Here is a 12,889-nt window from a genome sequence, read left to right as displayed (position 1 = left end):
ATAATGTTTATTCCAAGTTCAAACTTTAGATATTGTGACAAGGTTCACATTGTGAAAAAACTTAAAATTGTATCTTTAGCAGTCTGTAGAACTTATGGCCTTGTACATCGTAATTATATTTAAAACCATACCGATATGAAAAAGTTGGCATTTATCTTTCTTTCAGCACTGCTATTGATTTCCTGTGAACAAGATAAAGAATCGCTATATACTTCAAATGAACTGACTTACAACCTGTATCAAGGTTCTGACTTTGCTTATACCGGTAAGGTTCAGATAAAAGAATTACTAAATGGAGACCTTGAATTGACTTTAGAACTCAATGGTGAAAAGAATAAAGATCCTTATTATTTTCCTTCCCACTTACATTTTGGATCTTATGATAGTGCGGATTCTCCGATTGCATTCCAGCTTGACCCTGTAGATATCAGGACTTTGAAAAGTGTAACAATCCTTGGTCGGCTTTCTGATGGTTCCAAATTGCAGTTTGCTGATTTGGATACTTTTGATGGCCATATAAAAGTACATTTGGCTGATTCGGGACCGGAATATCAGGTAATCTTGTCGGTCGGTAATATCGGAACCAACGACAACAGTCCTCAGGCGTTTAAAAGGGATGAAATGTCAATTTGTTCGCCTTACCTCAAATAAACAAAAAAGGTCATCTCGCGATGACCTTTTTTTTTTAGATTATTTTACTTCTTCCATGATTTTAGGAAGGGTAAGTATTTTAAATTTTTCGTGGAGTTGGATGATTTCTGCATGCATTACTTTTTGGTAATCAAGATGCTCACTGTCTTTGAAAGGTTTGATCGGATTATGAATATGGTATTCTCGCGCATGATCGTCATCATGGGAATGCTCATGTCCAGGAACTTCAATGATATCCTTGTCCCAGGTTTTAAGCTCCTCTTTTAGATCAGAATAGTCAATGTTTGAGGCTTTGACTTGCTTCTCAAACCCGGTAATTTCCTCCCTTAAATCGAGGGATTTTTGAAGGTAATCATTTGCCTCAGCATAGATTGCAGGATCTCCTTCGACTTCCTTTTTTCCCGAACAGGCGATGGCAACTGAAATGACCAAACCAAATAATACAAGATTGGATAAATTTTTCATAAGGTTGAAATTTTATGCCAATATAATTAAAAAGGCTGCTTTTTAAGAAGCAACCTTTTTGAAATTATCAATTTAATATAACGGGAAAGGTGATGTCAAGGTCCGTTTCGCCTCCTGCCTGGACAAAGTTTGCCCAGTTTGGATTGTTTGCGCCAGCGAAATTCTTGTTGAGATCATGTCTTAAGACCACCCTCATCTGGGCATTGTTAAATCCAATGGTCTGAACAATTCCTCTAAGTCCTACAGGATTACCATCTATATCCTCATCACCATAGGTGTAAGTTAGGATGGCTGTTCCTGTAAAAGCTGATCCTAGAAAATAGAATTGATGCTCTTCTTTTTCTTCACGGATTTCTTCTGTGATGTCTTCATTTTCTATGCTATTGAATAAAGAAATTTCCATAAGATAGCTTTTACCTCTTGCAAGTGTAATGGTTGCAATGGTCGGTCTATTACCAAGTTCCAGACCAGCAGGATCGGTGGCTTTAAATTCCAATGGGGTTCCTATTGGTGCTCCGGCTGCATTTAGCTCTGTAAATTTTAAGGTTACGTCTGTGATTACTTCCCCTTCATTTTCCGGTTCAGGATCATCACTTTTGCAGGATGAGAATAAAACTGAAATAGCAAAAAATGCTATTACTAGGTAGTTGAATCTGTAATTTTTCATTTTGTAATTGGTTTATAAAGAAATAGATTAAAATTCATAATTAAGTTTGATCATCACATTCCGTCCCATTTCATGGGAAAAATACCGGAACCTGTTCATATAGTCTTTGTATGCTGCGTCAAACAGGTTAGTTACCTGTAATCCAATATTCAATTTATTGTCACCCATTTGAATTCCGGTTTGTAACCCAAGATTCCAAAGCATATAAGCAGGTGGGGCAGGAGCGAGGTCAAAATCAGGTTCCCTTTTTTGTTTGGCTACCGCAAGGTTACTGAATGAAATTTTCGATTCTTTTTTGGAAATACCTGTTAGGAAATTATAGCTCAAGCCTGTTTCTAGCCTGTCAGTCGGAATAAAGGGCAAAAAGGAATCCTCGGTTGTATTTTTAGCCCTGACTAATGATCCCCTAGAAAAAAACTCCCAATGGGATGATAAAGTCCAAATGGCACTCAAATCTGCTCCTGCAAAAAAAGCATCTGTCTGAAGGTATTCAAAGACATTGAATGTTCCTCGTATGGAGACAAACTGTTCCTCAGTTGGATTGAGGTAAATATAATTATTGATCCTGTTGGTGTATCCGGTAAGTTCAATATTGAATTTGCTGTCAGAATAATTTAGGGTATTCATCCATTTTAGGGACTGTTCACTGACAAAATCTGGGTTTCCTATTTCAATTCCTGCCAATCCGTGATGCAATCCCTGGCTGAATTGTTCATTGATACTTGGTGGTCTCCATGCTGAACCAAGATTGGTATTGAAAGTCAGGTTACGGGTAATTGGATACATGGCCCCTATGAATGCGGAGAAATTATTGAAATCAAAAACATCCTCCTGTAATATACCGCCACGGTTTATCCTTGCAGCTTCGACATGTCTAAAATCATATCTCAAACCGCCTTCGATTTCTAATGGACCACTTGTGAATTTTTCGATGGCAAAGAAACCAACATTGAGCATGTCATAATTTGGAATCAATGGTACCACTCCTGTACCTGGAATATTGGAATTTGCCTGCTGAATGAGTTGAACGCCGACAGATCCATTCCAATTTTTTCTGGTTTGATGGTTATAGCTGAGATCGATCGTATTGGTAAATAGCATCAGATCCAACGAAGGCCTGCTGTTCAAATCTCCACGTCTTCTGTCAAATTCCTGCCGGTGGTTTCTCTGAAAGGCATATTGGAGGTTCAGTTTCGCACCGTCAGCCAAATGGTAATGTCCTTTGACTTTGAGAAGTTGGTGATCTACATTTTGCTTTGGGCTTCGGATGTCAAAAGTAAAATCAGGATTTCTGAAAGGCCTGCCATTTTCGATGATGCTTTCAAGGTCTGATAGATTGCCGGTATGTGAATCAGTCAGAATTCCGATAGTAGTTTGAAAATGACTGAAATATACCTCCGTCCCTAACCTGGAATTACTATATCCCAAAGCTCCTGAGAAATTCATTTCCCTGACACCTGTATTGTCAAGCATGTAATCAGGTGTCTGGAGATTGCCGGCGAACTTGGATGAAGCCTGAATCCAATATCCCAGACCTTTTAATTTTTCAGATCCGCCCAAAAGTCCCACTGATCCATTGAGCCCTCTTCCGTTAGAAAATCCGATTAAGTCGATTTCCCCACTTTGACCACCTTTGACAGGAAGGGGAGCAGGATTTACCAAAATCACTCCACCCATGGCATTGGGACCAAAACGGACAGTCTCAGCTCCCTTAACCACGGAAATTTCCCGAGCTAAAAAAGGATCAATCTCAGGGGCATGGTCCGCTCCCCACTGTTGCCCTTCTAGTCTTACTCCGTTGTTGAGAATCAAAATCCTATTGCTATGAAGACCGTGTATAACAGGCTTTTGGATGCTGGATCCTGATGAAAATGAAGTGATTCCGGGAATTCTTCTCAATGTCTCGCCGAGGTTTTGACCTCTTGATAACCTCAGTTCTTCTCCGTAGATGCCCGAAACAGTATTTGTGGTCAGTAGGGCGTCCTCATGTCCGTGAATTTCTACTCCTTCCAATTGAATATCCTCTGCCTTCATTCTGATGGTCATGTTCAAATTGGAATTGAGAATGATTTTTTCAAAATACTCTTTATGTCCCATAAATTGTACCCTGAGAGTAAGTTCTCCGGGACAAATTTTTTGAATCCTGAAATTACCTTGGGTATCAGTGACTGCGCCTGTTTCAGAATCGATTAGCCATACATATGCCCCGACTATCGGCTCATTGTTTTCTTCATGTAGCACCTTTCCCCTGATGGTCAATGTACAGCCTTCCTGACCTAAAGCATTGAAAGCCAACAGAAAAATGAAGATTGAAAGTATAACCGATTTAGACATAAATGAAACTATGTTGCAAAAATAGGGAATATCACTCTTTTGGCCTAGAGTTAATGCAACTTTGTTTCAAATTTGATTTGAGGAAGAAAAATAAAAGAGGGTCACTGAGAAAATCCCTATACAGGAAACTTTATTTCAATTTTTGTAAGAAGCATGAACGAAGCGTATTTTATGAATATGCCAAAAAATGATATTTTAATAAGAATTTTCTTTTTTTTATTTTTTTCACACACTATTGAATATCAATTATATTTTGACTTAATTTAACAATGCCAAATAGTGTTTGGCAAAATTCTCTATCTAAAACTTATTCTATCATGATCAAAAAATTCTACAAATTTGTTGGGAAACCTGCAGGAATTGCAGTTTTCGCTCTAGCCTTGTTAACATTCTCCTGTCAGGAAGATGCTGAGTCACCTATCTTGGAATCTCAAGACCAAATTATGAGATATAATAATGGGGATATCATCCCCGGAAGCTATATCGTAGTCTTAAAGCCCCAATCTGTAGGTTTTAGAAAGGATGGAAGCTACCAAGATAACCAAGCTTCAATGAGAAAAAATGCCTCAAGTATTTTGGCTAAATACAGAATTTCTGACCAAAACATTGGAGCCGTCTATGCAGCAGCCTTAGATGGTTTTGCAGTGACCTTAGATGAGAGCCAATTCGAGTTGTTAAAGAATGACCCTACCGTTAGTTATATTGAACCAGACAGGGTGATGACTATTGCTCAAAAAGGTAAACCTGGAGGAGGTGGAAGCACTGCACAAGAAACGCCTTGGGGAATCACTAGAGTTGGAGGTGCTGTAAATTACACCGGGACAAAAGTAGCTTGGGTTATTGATACAGGGATCGACCTTACCCACCCGGATCTGAATGTTAGACAGACTGGTTTTACTGCTTTTACTTCTGGTAGAGATGCCAACTTCAATGATGGAAATGGACATGGAACGCACGTTGCCGGGACAATAGCGGCTATTAATAACTCGATTGGTGTGGTTGGTGTTGCTGCGGGTGCAACTGTGGTGCCTGTTAAAGTTCTGGACTCAAGAGGTTCAGGTTCATATTCTGGGGTAATTGCTGGAGTAGATTATGTCGCAAGCGCAGAAAATGGAAAATCAGGCGACGTGGCTAATATGAGTTTGGGTGGTCCTGTTTCTCAGGCATTGGATGACGCTGTTTTGGCTGCATCAAATAAAGGAATTATTTTCGTGATTGCGGCAGGTAACAGTTCTGCAGATGCAAACAACTATTCTCCGGCAAGGGTAAACGGTACAAATATTTATACAATTTCTGCTTCTGACAGTGGTGATAATTTTGCATCTTTTTCCAACTTTGGCAATCCTCCTATCGAATATGCTGCTCCGGGAGTTGGCATCAAATCAACATGGAAAGATGGCGCTTACAATACCATAAGTGGTACTTCAATGGCAGCCCCACATGCTGCCGGTGTGTTGCTTTTGGGAGCAGCAAAAACCTCCGGAACTGTGATAGGTGACAAGGACGGCACCCCTGACCCTATCATCTCGAGATAATTTTAAAAACAAAGAATAATTTCCAAACCGCCTACTTCACTGTGGGCGGTTTATTTTTTTCAATTCTCTTAAGATTTCTTCCAGACCATTGAGTCGAATTTCATAAAGTGTATTCAGCCACATGCCGAGCTTTCCTTCTGGAAAACCTTTTCTATGCATCCAGATCAAATAATCTTCTGGTATATCACAAAGCAGCTTTCCTTTGTACTTGCCAAAAGGCATTCTTTTTGTCACTAAGTCCAACAAAATTTGTCTATCCATAGACCAAAAGTAGGTGATAAGATCAGCTTGACAAATGACACTTATTAAATCATTTATGTCTTGTCTTTTTACACTAAAAAATTGAATTCCAAAACATCTATCAAAAAAATGAGGTTTTCATTCCGAATGAAGGATTAAGCTAATAACTTCGTGTAGTTCAAAAAACCAAAACAAAACTATGAAATCTATCACTTTTAGCAATGGTGACCAAATGCCTATCATTGGCCTTGGCACTTGGAAATCAAAACCTGGGGAAGTTTATCAAGCTGTATTGTGGGCAATTGAGGCGGGATACCGTCACATTGATTGCGCAGCTATTTATGATAATGAAAAAGAAGTCGGTAATGCTTTGACCAAAGCATTTAAAGATGGATTGGTAAAAAGAGAAGAACTCTTTGTCACCTCCAAATTATGGAACAGCAATCACCGTCTTGATGATGTAGTTCCCGCATTGAAGAAGACATTGAGTGACCTTAAGTTGGATTACCTTGATTTGTACCTTATCCATTGGCCGGTGAGTTTCAAAAAGGGAATTGGCTTTGCCCAGACTAGAGAGGAATTCTTCACTTACGGGGATGTTCCTTTGGTACAGACTTGGGAGGGAATGGAAGAAGCAAAAAATCGGGGATTAGTAAAACATATTGGTGTTTCAAACTTTAATATTGCCAAGCTTCAAGAGATCCTGAAATCAGGCAGGATTGCTCCTGAAATGAATCAGGTCGAGATGCATCCTTTCCTTCCGCAAAATAAACTTGTCAATTTCTGCAAGACAAACAGTATTCTCATGACAGCTTATTCGCCTTTGGGATCGGGAGACCGGGCGGCCGCTTCCAAAAAATCCAATGAACCAAGTCTTTTGGAAAATGAAACTGTCAAGGAAGTAGCTACAAAACATGGTGTTTCCTCAGCTCAGATTCTGATTTCTTATTCCGTCCATAGAAATATCGCAGTCATACCAAAATCTATCAACCAAGATAGAATTAGCCAAAATCTAGCCGCCATTGAAATAAATCTTGATGATGAGGATATGAATAAACTGTTGAATATCGGAACTGCCTACCGATTTATCGATGGATCATTTTTCACTGGTGCTCAAAGCCCATACAAACTGGCAGACCTTTGGGAGACAGAAAATAGCTGATGATTCAACGATTTAAAAAACTTACGGCATCAAAGATAATTATTGACAGCATCAAGGATTTTTTCTCGGGAGAATCCATGGGTTTGGCGGCGGGAACGGCTTTTTACACCATTTTTAGTTTGCCAGCCCTTCTGATCATCATCCTAAACATTGGAACGACCATCTACTCTGAAACAGAAATCAAAAATGAGATTCTGTTTCAGATAGAGGAGTTGGCAGGAGAGGAGAGTCGAGAAACATTAGAGGAAATCCTGAATAATTTCAAAAAAGACTCCAGTGGTGTTATTTCAAATTTTATTGCTTTTTTAATTCTTGCTTTCAGTGCGACTACCGTTTTTGTAAGTCTCCAAAATGCCATCAACCACATCTGGCATATCAAACCCAAACCCCAAAAAGGATTGGTCAAATTTATCGTCAATCGCTTGTTGAGTTTTTCACTGGTTGCATCTATAGGTTTTATCCTTTTGGTTTCCTTGATTTTGGATGCAGCTTTGGTGATCATCCACAATTACTTTTCAGAAAATGTCATTGATTTGCCTGTCAACATAGCCACTTTTACCCATTTAATTACCTCTCATTTGATTCTTATTGTGGTTTTTGCACTCATGTATAAGATTCTTCCCGATGCCAATGTAAGGTGGAAAGACACTTGGCTCGGAGCTTTTGTAACCATGATTCTTTTTGCTTTGGGAAAATATTTGATCAGTTTATACATGGGAAACAGTGACTTGGGGTCATCTTACGGTGCTGCCGGGTCCTTGGTGATTTTGTTGATTTGGGTTTACTATTCAGTAGTAATTTTCCTTTTTGGAGCACAGATCACCTACTATATTGCCGAACATGTAGGTGGAAGCATCATCCCAAAAAATCAGGCAGTGAAGGTAGAAATGAGGGAAATTGAAGATTTACAGGAATAATTCTAATTTTTGCCTAATTCTAGATTGAGGTTTTTACACGCAAAATTCAAGAAGACTTCAATAATGAAGTAAAAAGAAGAATTGTCTTTTTATAATTCAAGAATTCTTTTTGTCAATTGCTCCCATTCTTTCTCTAGACTGATGTCAGGTCTTACTTCCCCCGCTCGCCGGTACCAATAATCCGCATTCCAAATATCCCCTTCCTTTCGGTGAAGATAGGCGTGAACCCTTGCGGAAAGTTTGTCAGAGGGACCATCAGCCCTGTCATGAGCACTTTTCCAATCTCCTTTACCATCATACCACAGGGCTTCCAACTGAGTACCTATTCCCCCTGGTGGTTTTTCATTGGAAAAAGAAGATTTGAATTCTGTGAGTGTCATGGCAATTCTAATGTTTGTGGATTACCGCTTCTTTGCCCATATCCTAATATTTCTCTACATACAAGACGGAAGACAGAAGTTAAATTTACCGAAAATTATTGTCTACCCCTATAATTCATATTGAGTTATAAATTCACTGACATGAAAGCGGTTTTACCTGTAAGACTTTTATCTATTTTTAGAATGGATATCCAATACCAATATTGAATACGGTTTGTCCCCTTTGGCCCGGAAAACTCCTGAAAAAGCTATCCAATATGTAACGTTGACCAGGCAACCTTGCCGGATCGTATGCTTTGATTCCCATATCCAATCTTACGACCAAAAAGTCAAAATCCATCCTTAGTCCAACTCCGGTACCGACAGCGATTTCCTTGTAAAATCTGTTAAATTCAAAATTGGCACCGGGTCTGGAAAGGTCCTGATTGAATGTCCAGGTATTTCCGACGTCGACAAATATGGCCCCATCAAAGTACCCGTAAATTTTAGACCTGAATTCAAACATACCTTCGAAAAGAATTTCGCCCGGTTGCTCAAAGCGATAATCAAAAGATCCATCCTCTAAAGTATTCGGAGCAAAAGATCCTGGTCCCAATCGCCGGGGTTGCCATGCCCTGATACCTGTGCTACCTCCCGCAAAGAAGTATTTTTCATATGGAAGTACGCCATTACTCACGCCATAAGGCTTGGCTAAACCCAGATTTAGGCGGTAAGCAAAAGTTTGGTCTTTGGTCAGTGGGACATATTTTCTATAATCCGACTGAAATTTCAAAAACTGAAAATATGCGAGTGACCTTTCGGCTACAAAACTACTACTAACAAAATTCAAGGTCGTTCCTCCACTTTCGAAGAAAAGTCGCCAAAGTGATGCTTTGTTTTTCTGAAAAGCACCGTATTGGTTAAAGTTAAAAATCACCTGCCCCGAAACACTGCTAACATAAGAAGGTAAAAATGAATTGATGAGGTTGTTTCCTTGTTCTTCTAGACCTTTTAGTAGAGCCAAAAAATCTTCACTCAAATTGGATCGGATAAAATTGGCATCAAGCGCATTGACTGAATACTGCTGACGAAGATTTCTCGTGTTCCAATTGTAGGCGATGATTCCGTTGATACTTTCCCGGATGTATTCGGGCCTATTGATGTAATTGTAGCCGATCAGGGTTCTTGTACGAGGGTTGTATCTACCAAACCTTTCAAGGGAATTGACATTGAGTGGAAGTAAGAATTGTGGAAAAATTACAGAGGCAGATGTATTCAATTCCCTGCTTCGGAAAACTCCGCCTTCACCTGTGGCAGATACTACTCCTTCCAAACCTGCCCTAAAGAAGAATTCGAAGATTTCAGCTCCCCGAAATAAGTTTCTATTCCTAAGCGAATGACTAAAAAACGGACCGGGAACTTGCTCAGTAATAGTGGCACCGAGCTGATTGGTAATCAAATATTTCTGGTTGGACTGGGTATAAATGCGAGGCCGTAAGACATTACCCAAAGTATCAAATGCAATGTTTACAAACCTGAATAAATCCAGATTGGCAAGTTGCCTTTGGGTTTCAATCACATTTGTCTTGTTGTATAAATTCCCTTTTTCCATGAAAATCCTAGAGGAAATTATTTTTTCAGAGTACCTGTCTTCATATACTTCAAAAACAATATCCCGAAAAGTGTTATGGAATTCATAATCGACAAAAGCTTCTGAAGGAGGATCGATAAAAAAGTAAATGGAATCAAGGGTGTAAACTTTGTGACCTTCAGAAAAAGAAGGATTCCGGATAATTTGCTCAATCTTGACAGTATGTTCAACTGTGTCCTTATACACATTGTACTCCAGAGAAGACCGCGAAAAAGTGAAATATCCGTTGTCTTTCAACAGGTCTTCTACCCTTTGTCTTTCACGGGAAATGGAGTTTTGGTTATAGTTTTCGCGAACCTTGATCTGGTTCCCTTTTTGATTTTGCTCCAAAAGAGCCAAAATTCCTTCATCTTCGGAGGTGATATAAAATGAGTCTACGACGTAGGGTTCATGCTCTGTAATGAGGTAAGTAATTCTTGCCTTTTTGTTTTTAAATGAAGTTTCAAAATCTGTTTCTGCATCAAAAAAGCCATTGTTGACCAAATAAAACTTCATTTGACGGGTTGTTTCTTCTGTAAGCGTACTGTCAAAAATGACCCTTGGATTTCCGGTTCTCATAAAAAAATTTCCGTATTCAAGCTTTTTACCCAATGAAGTCAGGTTGTTATTAATTTTGTTTATTCGCTTGATTTGCTTTTTGCTGAGTTGTTTTTCATCACTGATCTTCCGTAGCGTATCCCTTTCAGCGAGTAGTTCGGCCTGTCTGTTAAGATGCTTCGTACTGTCGTATACCCATTCGCCAAATCTATATATGGAGATGCCGACAGAGGTGTTTAAAAGTGGAACTCTTGTATTGGGATTTTGCTGGATTAGGTCTGAAATGTCCGATTTGTCACTTTTCTTTACCCCTTTGACATTAACATCATATACCAAATATTCGCCTTCCTTGAGTCCTTTGGTCAAAGAACAGGAAGAAATTAAAAAAAGCAGAAAAAGAAAGTTTATATATTTGGCTTTATTCACAATTAGGCAATTAACCGAATGTTAAGCAAAAATACGCTTAAGTTTATTAAATCCTTACAACAGAAAAAAATCCGAAAACAAGAACAGTTATTTTTTGTGGAAGGAAGTAAAAACGTAACGGAATTGCTTCAATCAGATTATGAGGTAAGTCAGGTATTGTTTACTCAACAATATGGCAAAGGGCATGCTGAACTTCTCAAAAGGTCAAATGCCGATATTTTTGAAGTAAGTCAAACCACCCTCGAATCTGTTGGTTCCTTCCAAAGCAATGATGCAGCGCTTGCTGTAGCCAAATCCAAACCAAATACCCCCATCGAAATGACATCAGATGAATGGGTAATTGCCCTGGATGATGTCAAGGATCCGGGAAACTTGGGAACAATAATCCGGATTGCCGACTGGTACGGGATCCAAAAACTTTTATTGAGCGAAGAATCCGCTGAATTCTACAATCCAAAAGTACTTCATGCAAGTATGGGCAGTTTTACCAGAGTCAAGGTTTTTTATACAGATTTAAAAAGCCAATTTGAGAAAGCGGGACTTCCCATTTATGGTGCCTTTTTGGAAGGAGAATCTATTTATGAATCCAAATTTGGAAAAGGAGGAATTATCCTCATGGGAAACGAGTCCAATGGTATCTCAAGGGAGCTTGAATCCTCGGTAACCCACAAAATTACAATCCCAAGATTTGGCAAAGCGGAATCCTTGAATGTGGCAGTGGCAACAGCCATCTTCTGTGACAATATAAAAAGGAGTTCAAAGTAGAATCAACCACAAATATTCCAGATGGCCAAATTAAGAGGAACCCTGAACCGAGTTGGATTGAATACATTTTTTTTCCTGCTTGTGGGAATGATTGTCTTGGCAAGCACCTTTCCTGATTGGGGTTCTGATGCAATTCTCAAGCCGCTAAAGACCATAACCGGAATCGGAATTTCTTTCATTTTCTTTTTTTACGGAGTCAAATTAAGTCCAGAGAAGCTTAAACAGGGATTGTCCAATTGGAAACTTCATTTATTGATCCAATCGACGACCTTCCTGATATTCCCCTTGGTTGTCCTTTTGCTTTATGCTGTTTTGGGAGAAGAAACAAATCTCTTTTGGATCGGTACATTCTACCTTGCAGCTTTGCCATCCACAGTGTCATCCTCGGTGGTGATGGTTTCGATAGCAGGAGGAAACCTTCCTGCGGCAATTTTCAATGCGAGTATTTCAAGTATGGTGGGAATATTTATCACTCCGCTCTGGATGGATTTGATGCTTCCGGAGACAGCGGTAGATTTTGACCTGACAGATACCATCATCAAATTGAGTTTTCAGGTGCTGGTCCCTGTGATATTGGGTTTATTGGTTCATAAGTATCTAGTCAAGTTTGCCAACAAATACCAAACGGTCCTAAAGAATATTGATCAGGGGATAATCCTTCTTATCATTTTCACTGCTTTTGCGGAGTCCTTTGCTGCCAATATGTTTGACGGTCACTCCATTGGAGAATTGGTTTTGTTGGGAGTATTGATGTTGGCATTTTTCCTTCTGATGATGGGATTGATGTACCTAATTTCCAAGGCATTGAAATTTTCAAGAGAAGATATGGTTACAGTATTATTCTGCGGAAGCAAAAAGTCTATGATTCAGGGAGCTGTCATGGGCAGGGTGATGTTTCCAGACCCGGTGGTTTTTGGGGTGATGCTTTTGCCTCTGATGATTTATCATGCACAGCAGCTGATGGTTGGATCGGCTATTGCGCAGAAGATGGGGGATTTTAATAGTAATCAGTCTCAGTGATCAGTTGGCAGTTTTCAGTGATCAGTCGCAGTAGGCAGTTTTCAGTGGGCAGTTTTTGGCCTCAGGAACCAGATTGTAGCCATTCTATTTTGATTATTGACGGAATCCCGAAAACAATGATAACAATGACAGCTCAATAACAACTACAACTATTACAACA

12 protein-coding genes are annotated in these 12,889 nt (G+C 39.4%); 6 read left to right on the top strand and 6 right to left on the bottom strand.

What is annotated here, in order from left to right:
- The first annotated feature begins 135 nt into the window (after positions 1-135).
- Positions 136-651 carry a hypothetical protein gene (locus M3O96_RS03760; RefSeq protein ID WP_249718908.1) on the top strand — a complete coding sequence of 172 codons (516 nt, stop codon included), beginning with the start codon at positions 136-138 and terminating at the stop codon, positions 649-651.
- A gap of 39 nt (positions 652-690) precedes the next feature.
- Here M3O96_RS03760 and M3O96_RS03755 read toward each other — a convergent pair whose 3' ends face one another.
- The 3 genes from M3O96_RS03755 to M3O96_RS03745 form a co-directional block, all read right to left on the bottom strand.
- Positions 691-1,116: an outer membrane protein assembly factor BamD gene (locus M3O96_RS03755; RefSeq protein ID WP_249718906.1), complete on the bottom strand. Its 426-nt coding sequence runs from the start codon at positions 1,114-1,116 to the stop codon at positions 691-693.
- Positions 1,117-1,183: 67 nt separating this feature from the next.
- Positions 1,184-1,783, bottom strand: a complete 600-nt coding sequence (locus M3O96_RS03750) for a hypothetical protein (RefSeq protein ID WP_249718904.1) — start codon at positions 1,781-1,783, stop codon at positions 1,184-1,186.
- A 27-nt stretch (positions 1,784-1,810) separates the two neighbouring features.
- The gene (locus M3O96_RS03745; RefSeq protein ID WP_249718902.1) at positions 1,811-4,117 is read right to left on the bottom strand and encodes a TonB-dependent receptor; all 2,307 of its coding nucleotides are present in this window, start codon (positions 4,115-4,117) and stop codon (positions 1,811-1,813) included.
- A 317-nt stretch (positions 4,118-4,434) separates the two neighbouring features.
- On the opposite strand from M3O96_RS03745, the gene M3O96_RS03740 reads away from it, so the two are divergent.
- A complete protein-coding gene (locus M3O96_RS03740; RefSeq protein ID WP_249718901.1) occupies positions 4,435-5,652 on the top strand; it encodes a S8 family peptidase in 1,218 nt (405 codons plus the stop codon).
- 36 nt (positions 5,653-5,688) lie between these two features.
- Here M3O96_RS03740 and M3O96_RS03735 read toward each other — a convergent pair whose 3' ends face one another.
- Positions 5,689-5,913, bottom strand: a complete 225-nt coding sequence (locus tag M3O96_RS03735) for a DUF3820 family protein (protein ID WP_249718899.1) — start codon at positions 5,911-5,913, stop codon at positions 5,689-5,691.
- A gap of 178 nt (positions 5,914-6,091) precedes the next feature.
- On the opposite strand from M3O96_RS03735, the gene M3O96_RS03730 reads away from it, so the two are divergent.
- Both M3O96_RS03730 and M3O96_RS03725 read left to right on the top strand, forming a co-directional pair.
- Complete coding sequence (locus tag M3O96_RS03730; RefSeq protein WP_249718897.1) at positions 6,092-7,054, top strand: aldo/keto reductase; 963 nt, start codon at positions 6,092-6,094, stop codon at positions 7,052-7,054.
- Positions 7,054-7,971 (top strand): YihY/virulence factor BrkB family protein, encoded by a 918-nt coding sequence (locus tag M3O96_RS03725; protein WP_249718896.1) that lies wholly within the window; start codon positions 7,054-7,056, stop codon positions 7,969-7,971. The genes M3O96_RS03730 and M3O96_RS03725 overlap by 1 nt, the downstream gene beginning before the upstream one ends.
- An 89-nt stretch (positions 7,972-8,060) precedes the next feature.
- Here M3O96_RS03725 and M3O96_RS03720 read toward each other — a convergent pair whose 3' ends face one another.
- Together M3O96_RS03720 and tamL are read right to left on the bottom strand one after the other, a co-directional pair.
- Positions 8,061-8,351, bottom strand: coding sequence for a hypothetical protein (locus tag M3O96_RS03720; protein ID WP_249718894.1), 291 nt, complete (start codon positions 8,349-8,351; stop codon positions 8,061-8,063).
- Between the two features lie 178 nt (positions 8,352-8,529).
- A complete protein-coding gene (gene tamL, locus M3O96_RS03715; protein WP_249718892.1) occupies positions 8,530-10,944 on the bottom strand; it encodes a translocation and assembly module lipoprotein TamL in 2,415 nt (804 codons plus the stop codon).
- Positions 10,945-10,962: 18 nt separating this feature from the next.
- Here tamL and M3O96_RS03710 point away from each other — a divergent pair, with 18 nt between their 5' ends.
- Both M3O96_RS03710 and M3O96_RS03705 read left to right on the top strand, forming a co-directional pair.
- On the top strand, positions 10,963-11,709 hold the full coding sequence (locus tag M3O96_RS03710; RefSeq protein WP_249718890.1) for a TrmH family RNA methyltransferase: 747 nt from the start codon (positions 10,963-10,965) through the stop codon (positions 11,707-11,709).
- 21 nt (positions 11,710-11,730) lie between these two features.
- Positions 11,731-12,729, top strand: coding sequence for a bile acid:sodium symporter family protein (locus tag M3O96_RS03705; RefSeq protein ID WP_249718889.1), 999 nt, complete (start codon positions 11,731-11,733; stop codon positions 12,727-12,729).
- Positions 12,730-12,889 lie beyond the last annotated feature (160 nt).

Source organism: Aquiflexum sp. TKW24L (assembly GCF_023502205.1).
Classification (GTDB): domain Bacteria; phylum Bacteroidota; class Bacteroidia; order Cytophagales; family Cyclobacteriaceae; genus Cognataquiflexum.
This window is presented reverse-complemented; position numbering and strand designations above follow the sequence as displayed.

What these genes read in the sequence shown, in the direction of transcription:
- M3O96_RS03760 (WP_249718908.1), top strand. Translation starts at nt 136, where the DNA reads ATGAAAAAGTTGGCATTTATCTTTCTTTCAGCACTGCTATTGATTTCC.
- M3O96_RS03755 (WP_249718906.1), bottom strand. Translation starts at nt 1,116, where the DNA reads ATGAAAAATTTATCCAATCTTGTATTATTTGGTTTGGTCATTTCAGTT.
- M3O96_RS03750 (WP_249718904.1), bottom strand. Translation starts at nt 1,783, where the DNA reads ATGAAAAATTACAGATTCAACTACCTAGTAATAGCATTTTTTGCTATT.
- M3O96_RS03745 (WP_249718902.1), bottom strand. Translation starts at nt 4,117, where the DNA reads ATGTCTAAATCGGTTATACTTTCAATCTTCATTTTTCTGTTGGCTTTC.
- M3O96_RS03740 (WP_249718901.1), top strand. Translation starts at nt 4,435, where the DNA reads ATGATCAAAAAATTCTACAAATTTGTTGGGAAACCTGCAGGAATTGCA.
- M3O96_RS03735 (WP_249718899.1), bottom strand. Translation starts at nt 5,913, where the DNA reads ATGGATAGACAAATTTTGTTGGACTTAGTGACAAAAAGAATGCCTTTT.
- M3O96_RS03730 (WP_249718897.1), top strand. Translation starts at nt 6,092, where the DNA reads ATGAAATCTATCACTTTTAGCAATGGTGACCAAATGCCTATCATTGGC.
- M3O96_RS03725 (WP_249718896.1), top strand. Translation starts at nt 7,054, where the DNA reads ATGATTCAACGATTTAAAAAACTTACGGCATCAAAGATAATTATTGAC.
- M3O96_RS03720 (WP_249718894.1), bottom strand. Translation starts at nt 8,351, where the DNA reads ATGACACTCACAGAATTCAAATCTTCTTTTTCCAATGAAAAACCACCA.
- M3O96_RS03710 (WP_249718890.1), top strand. Translation starts at nt 10,963, where the DNA reads ATGTTAAGCAAAAATACGCTTAAGTTTATTAAATCCTTACAACAGAAA.
- M3O96_RS03705 (WP_249718889.1), top strand. Translation starts at nt 11,731, where the DNA reads ATGGCCAAATTAAGAGGAACCCTGAACCGAGTTGGATTGAATACATTT.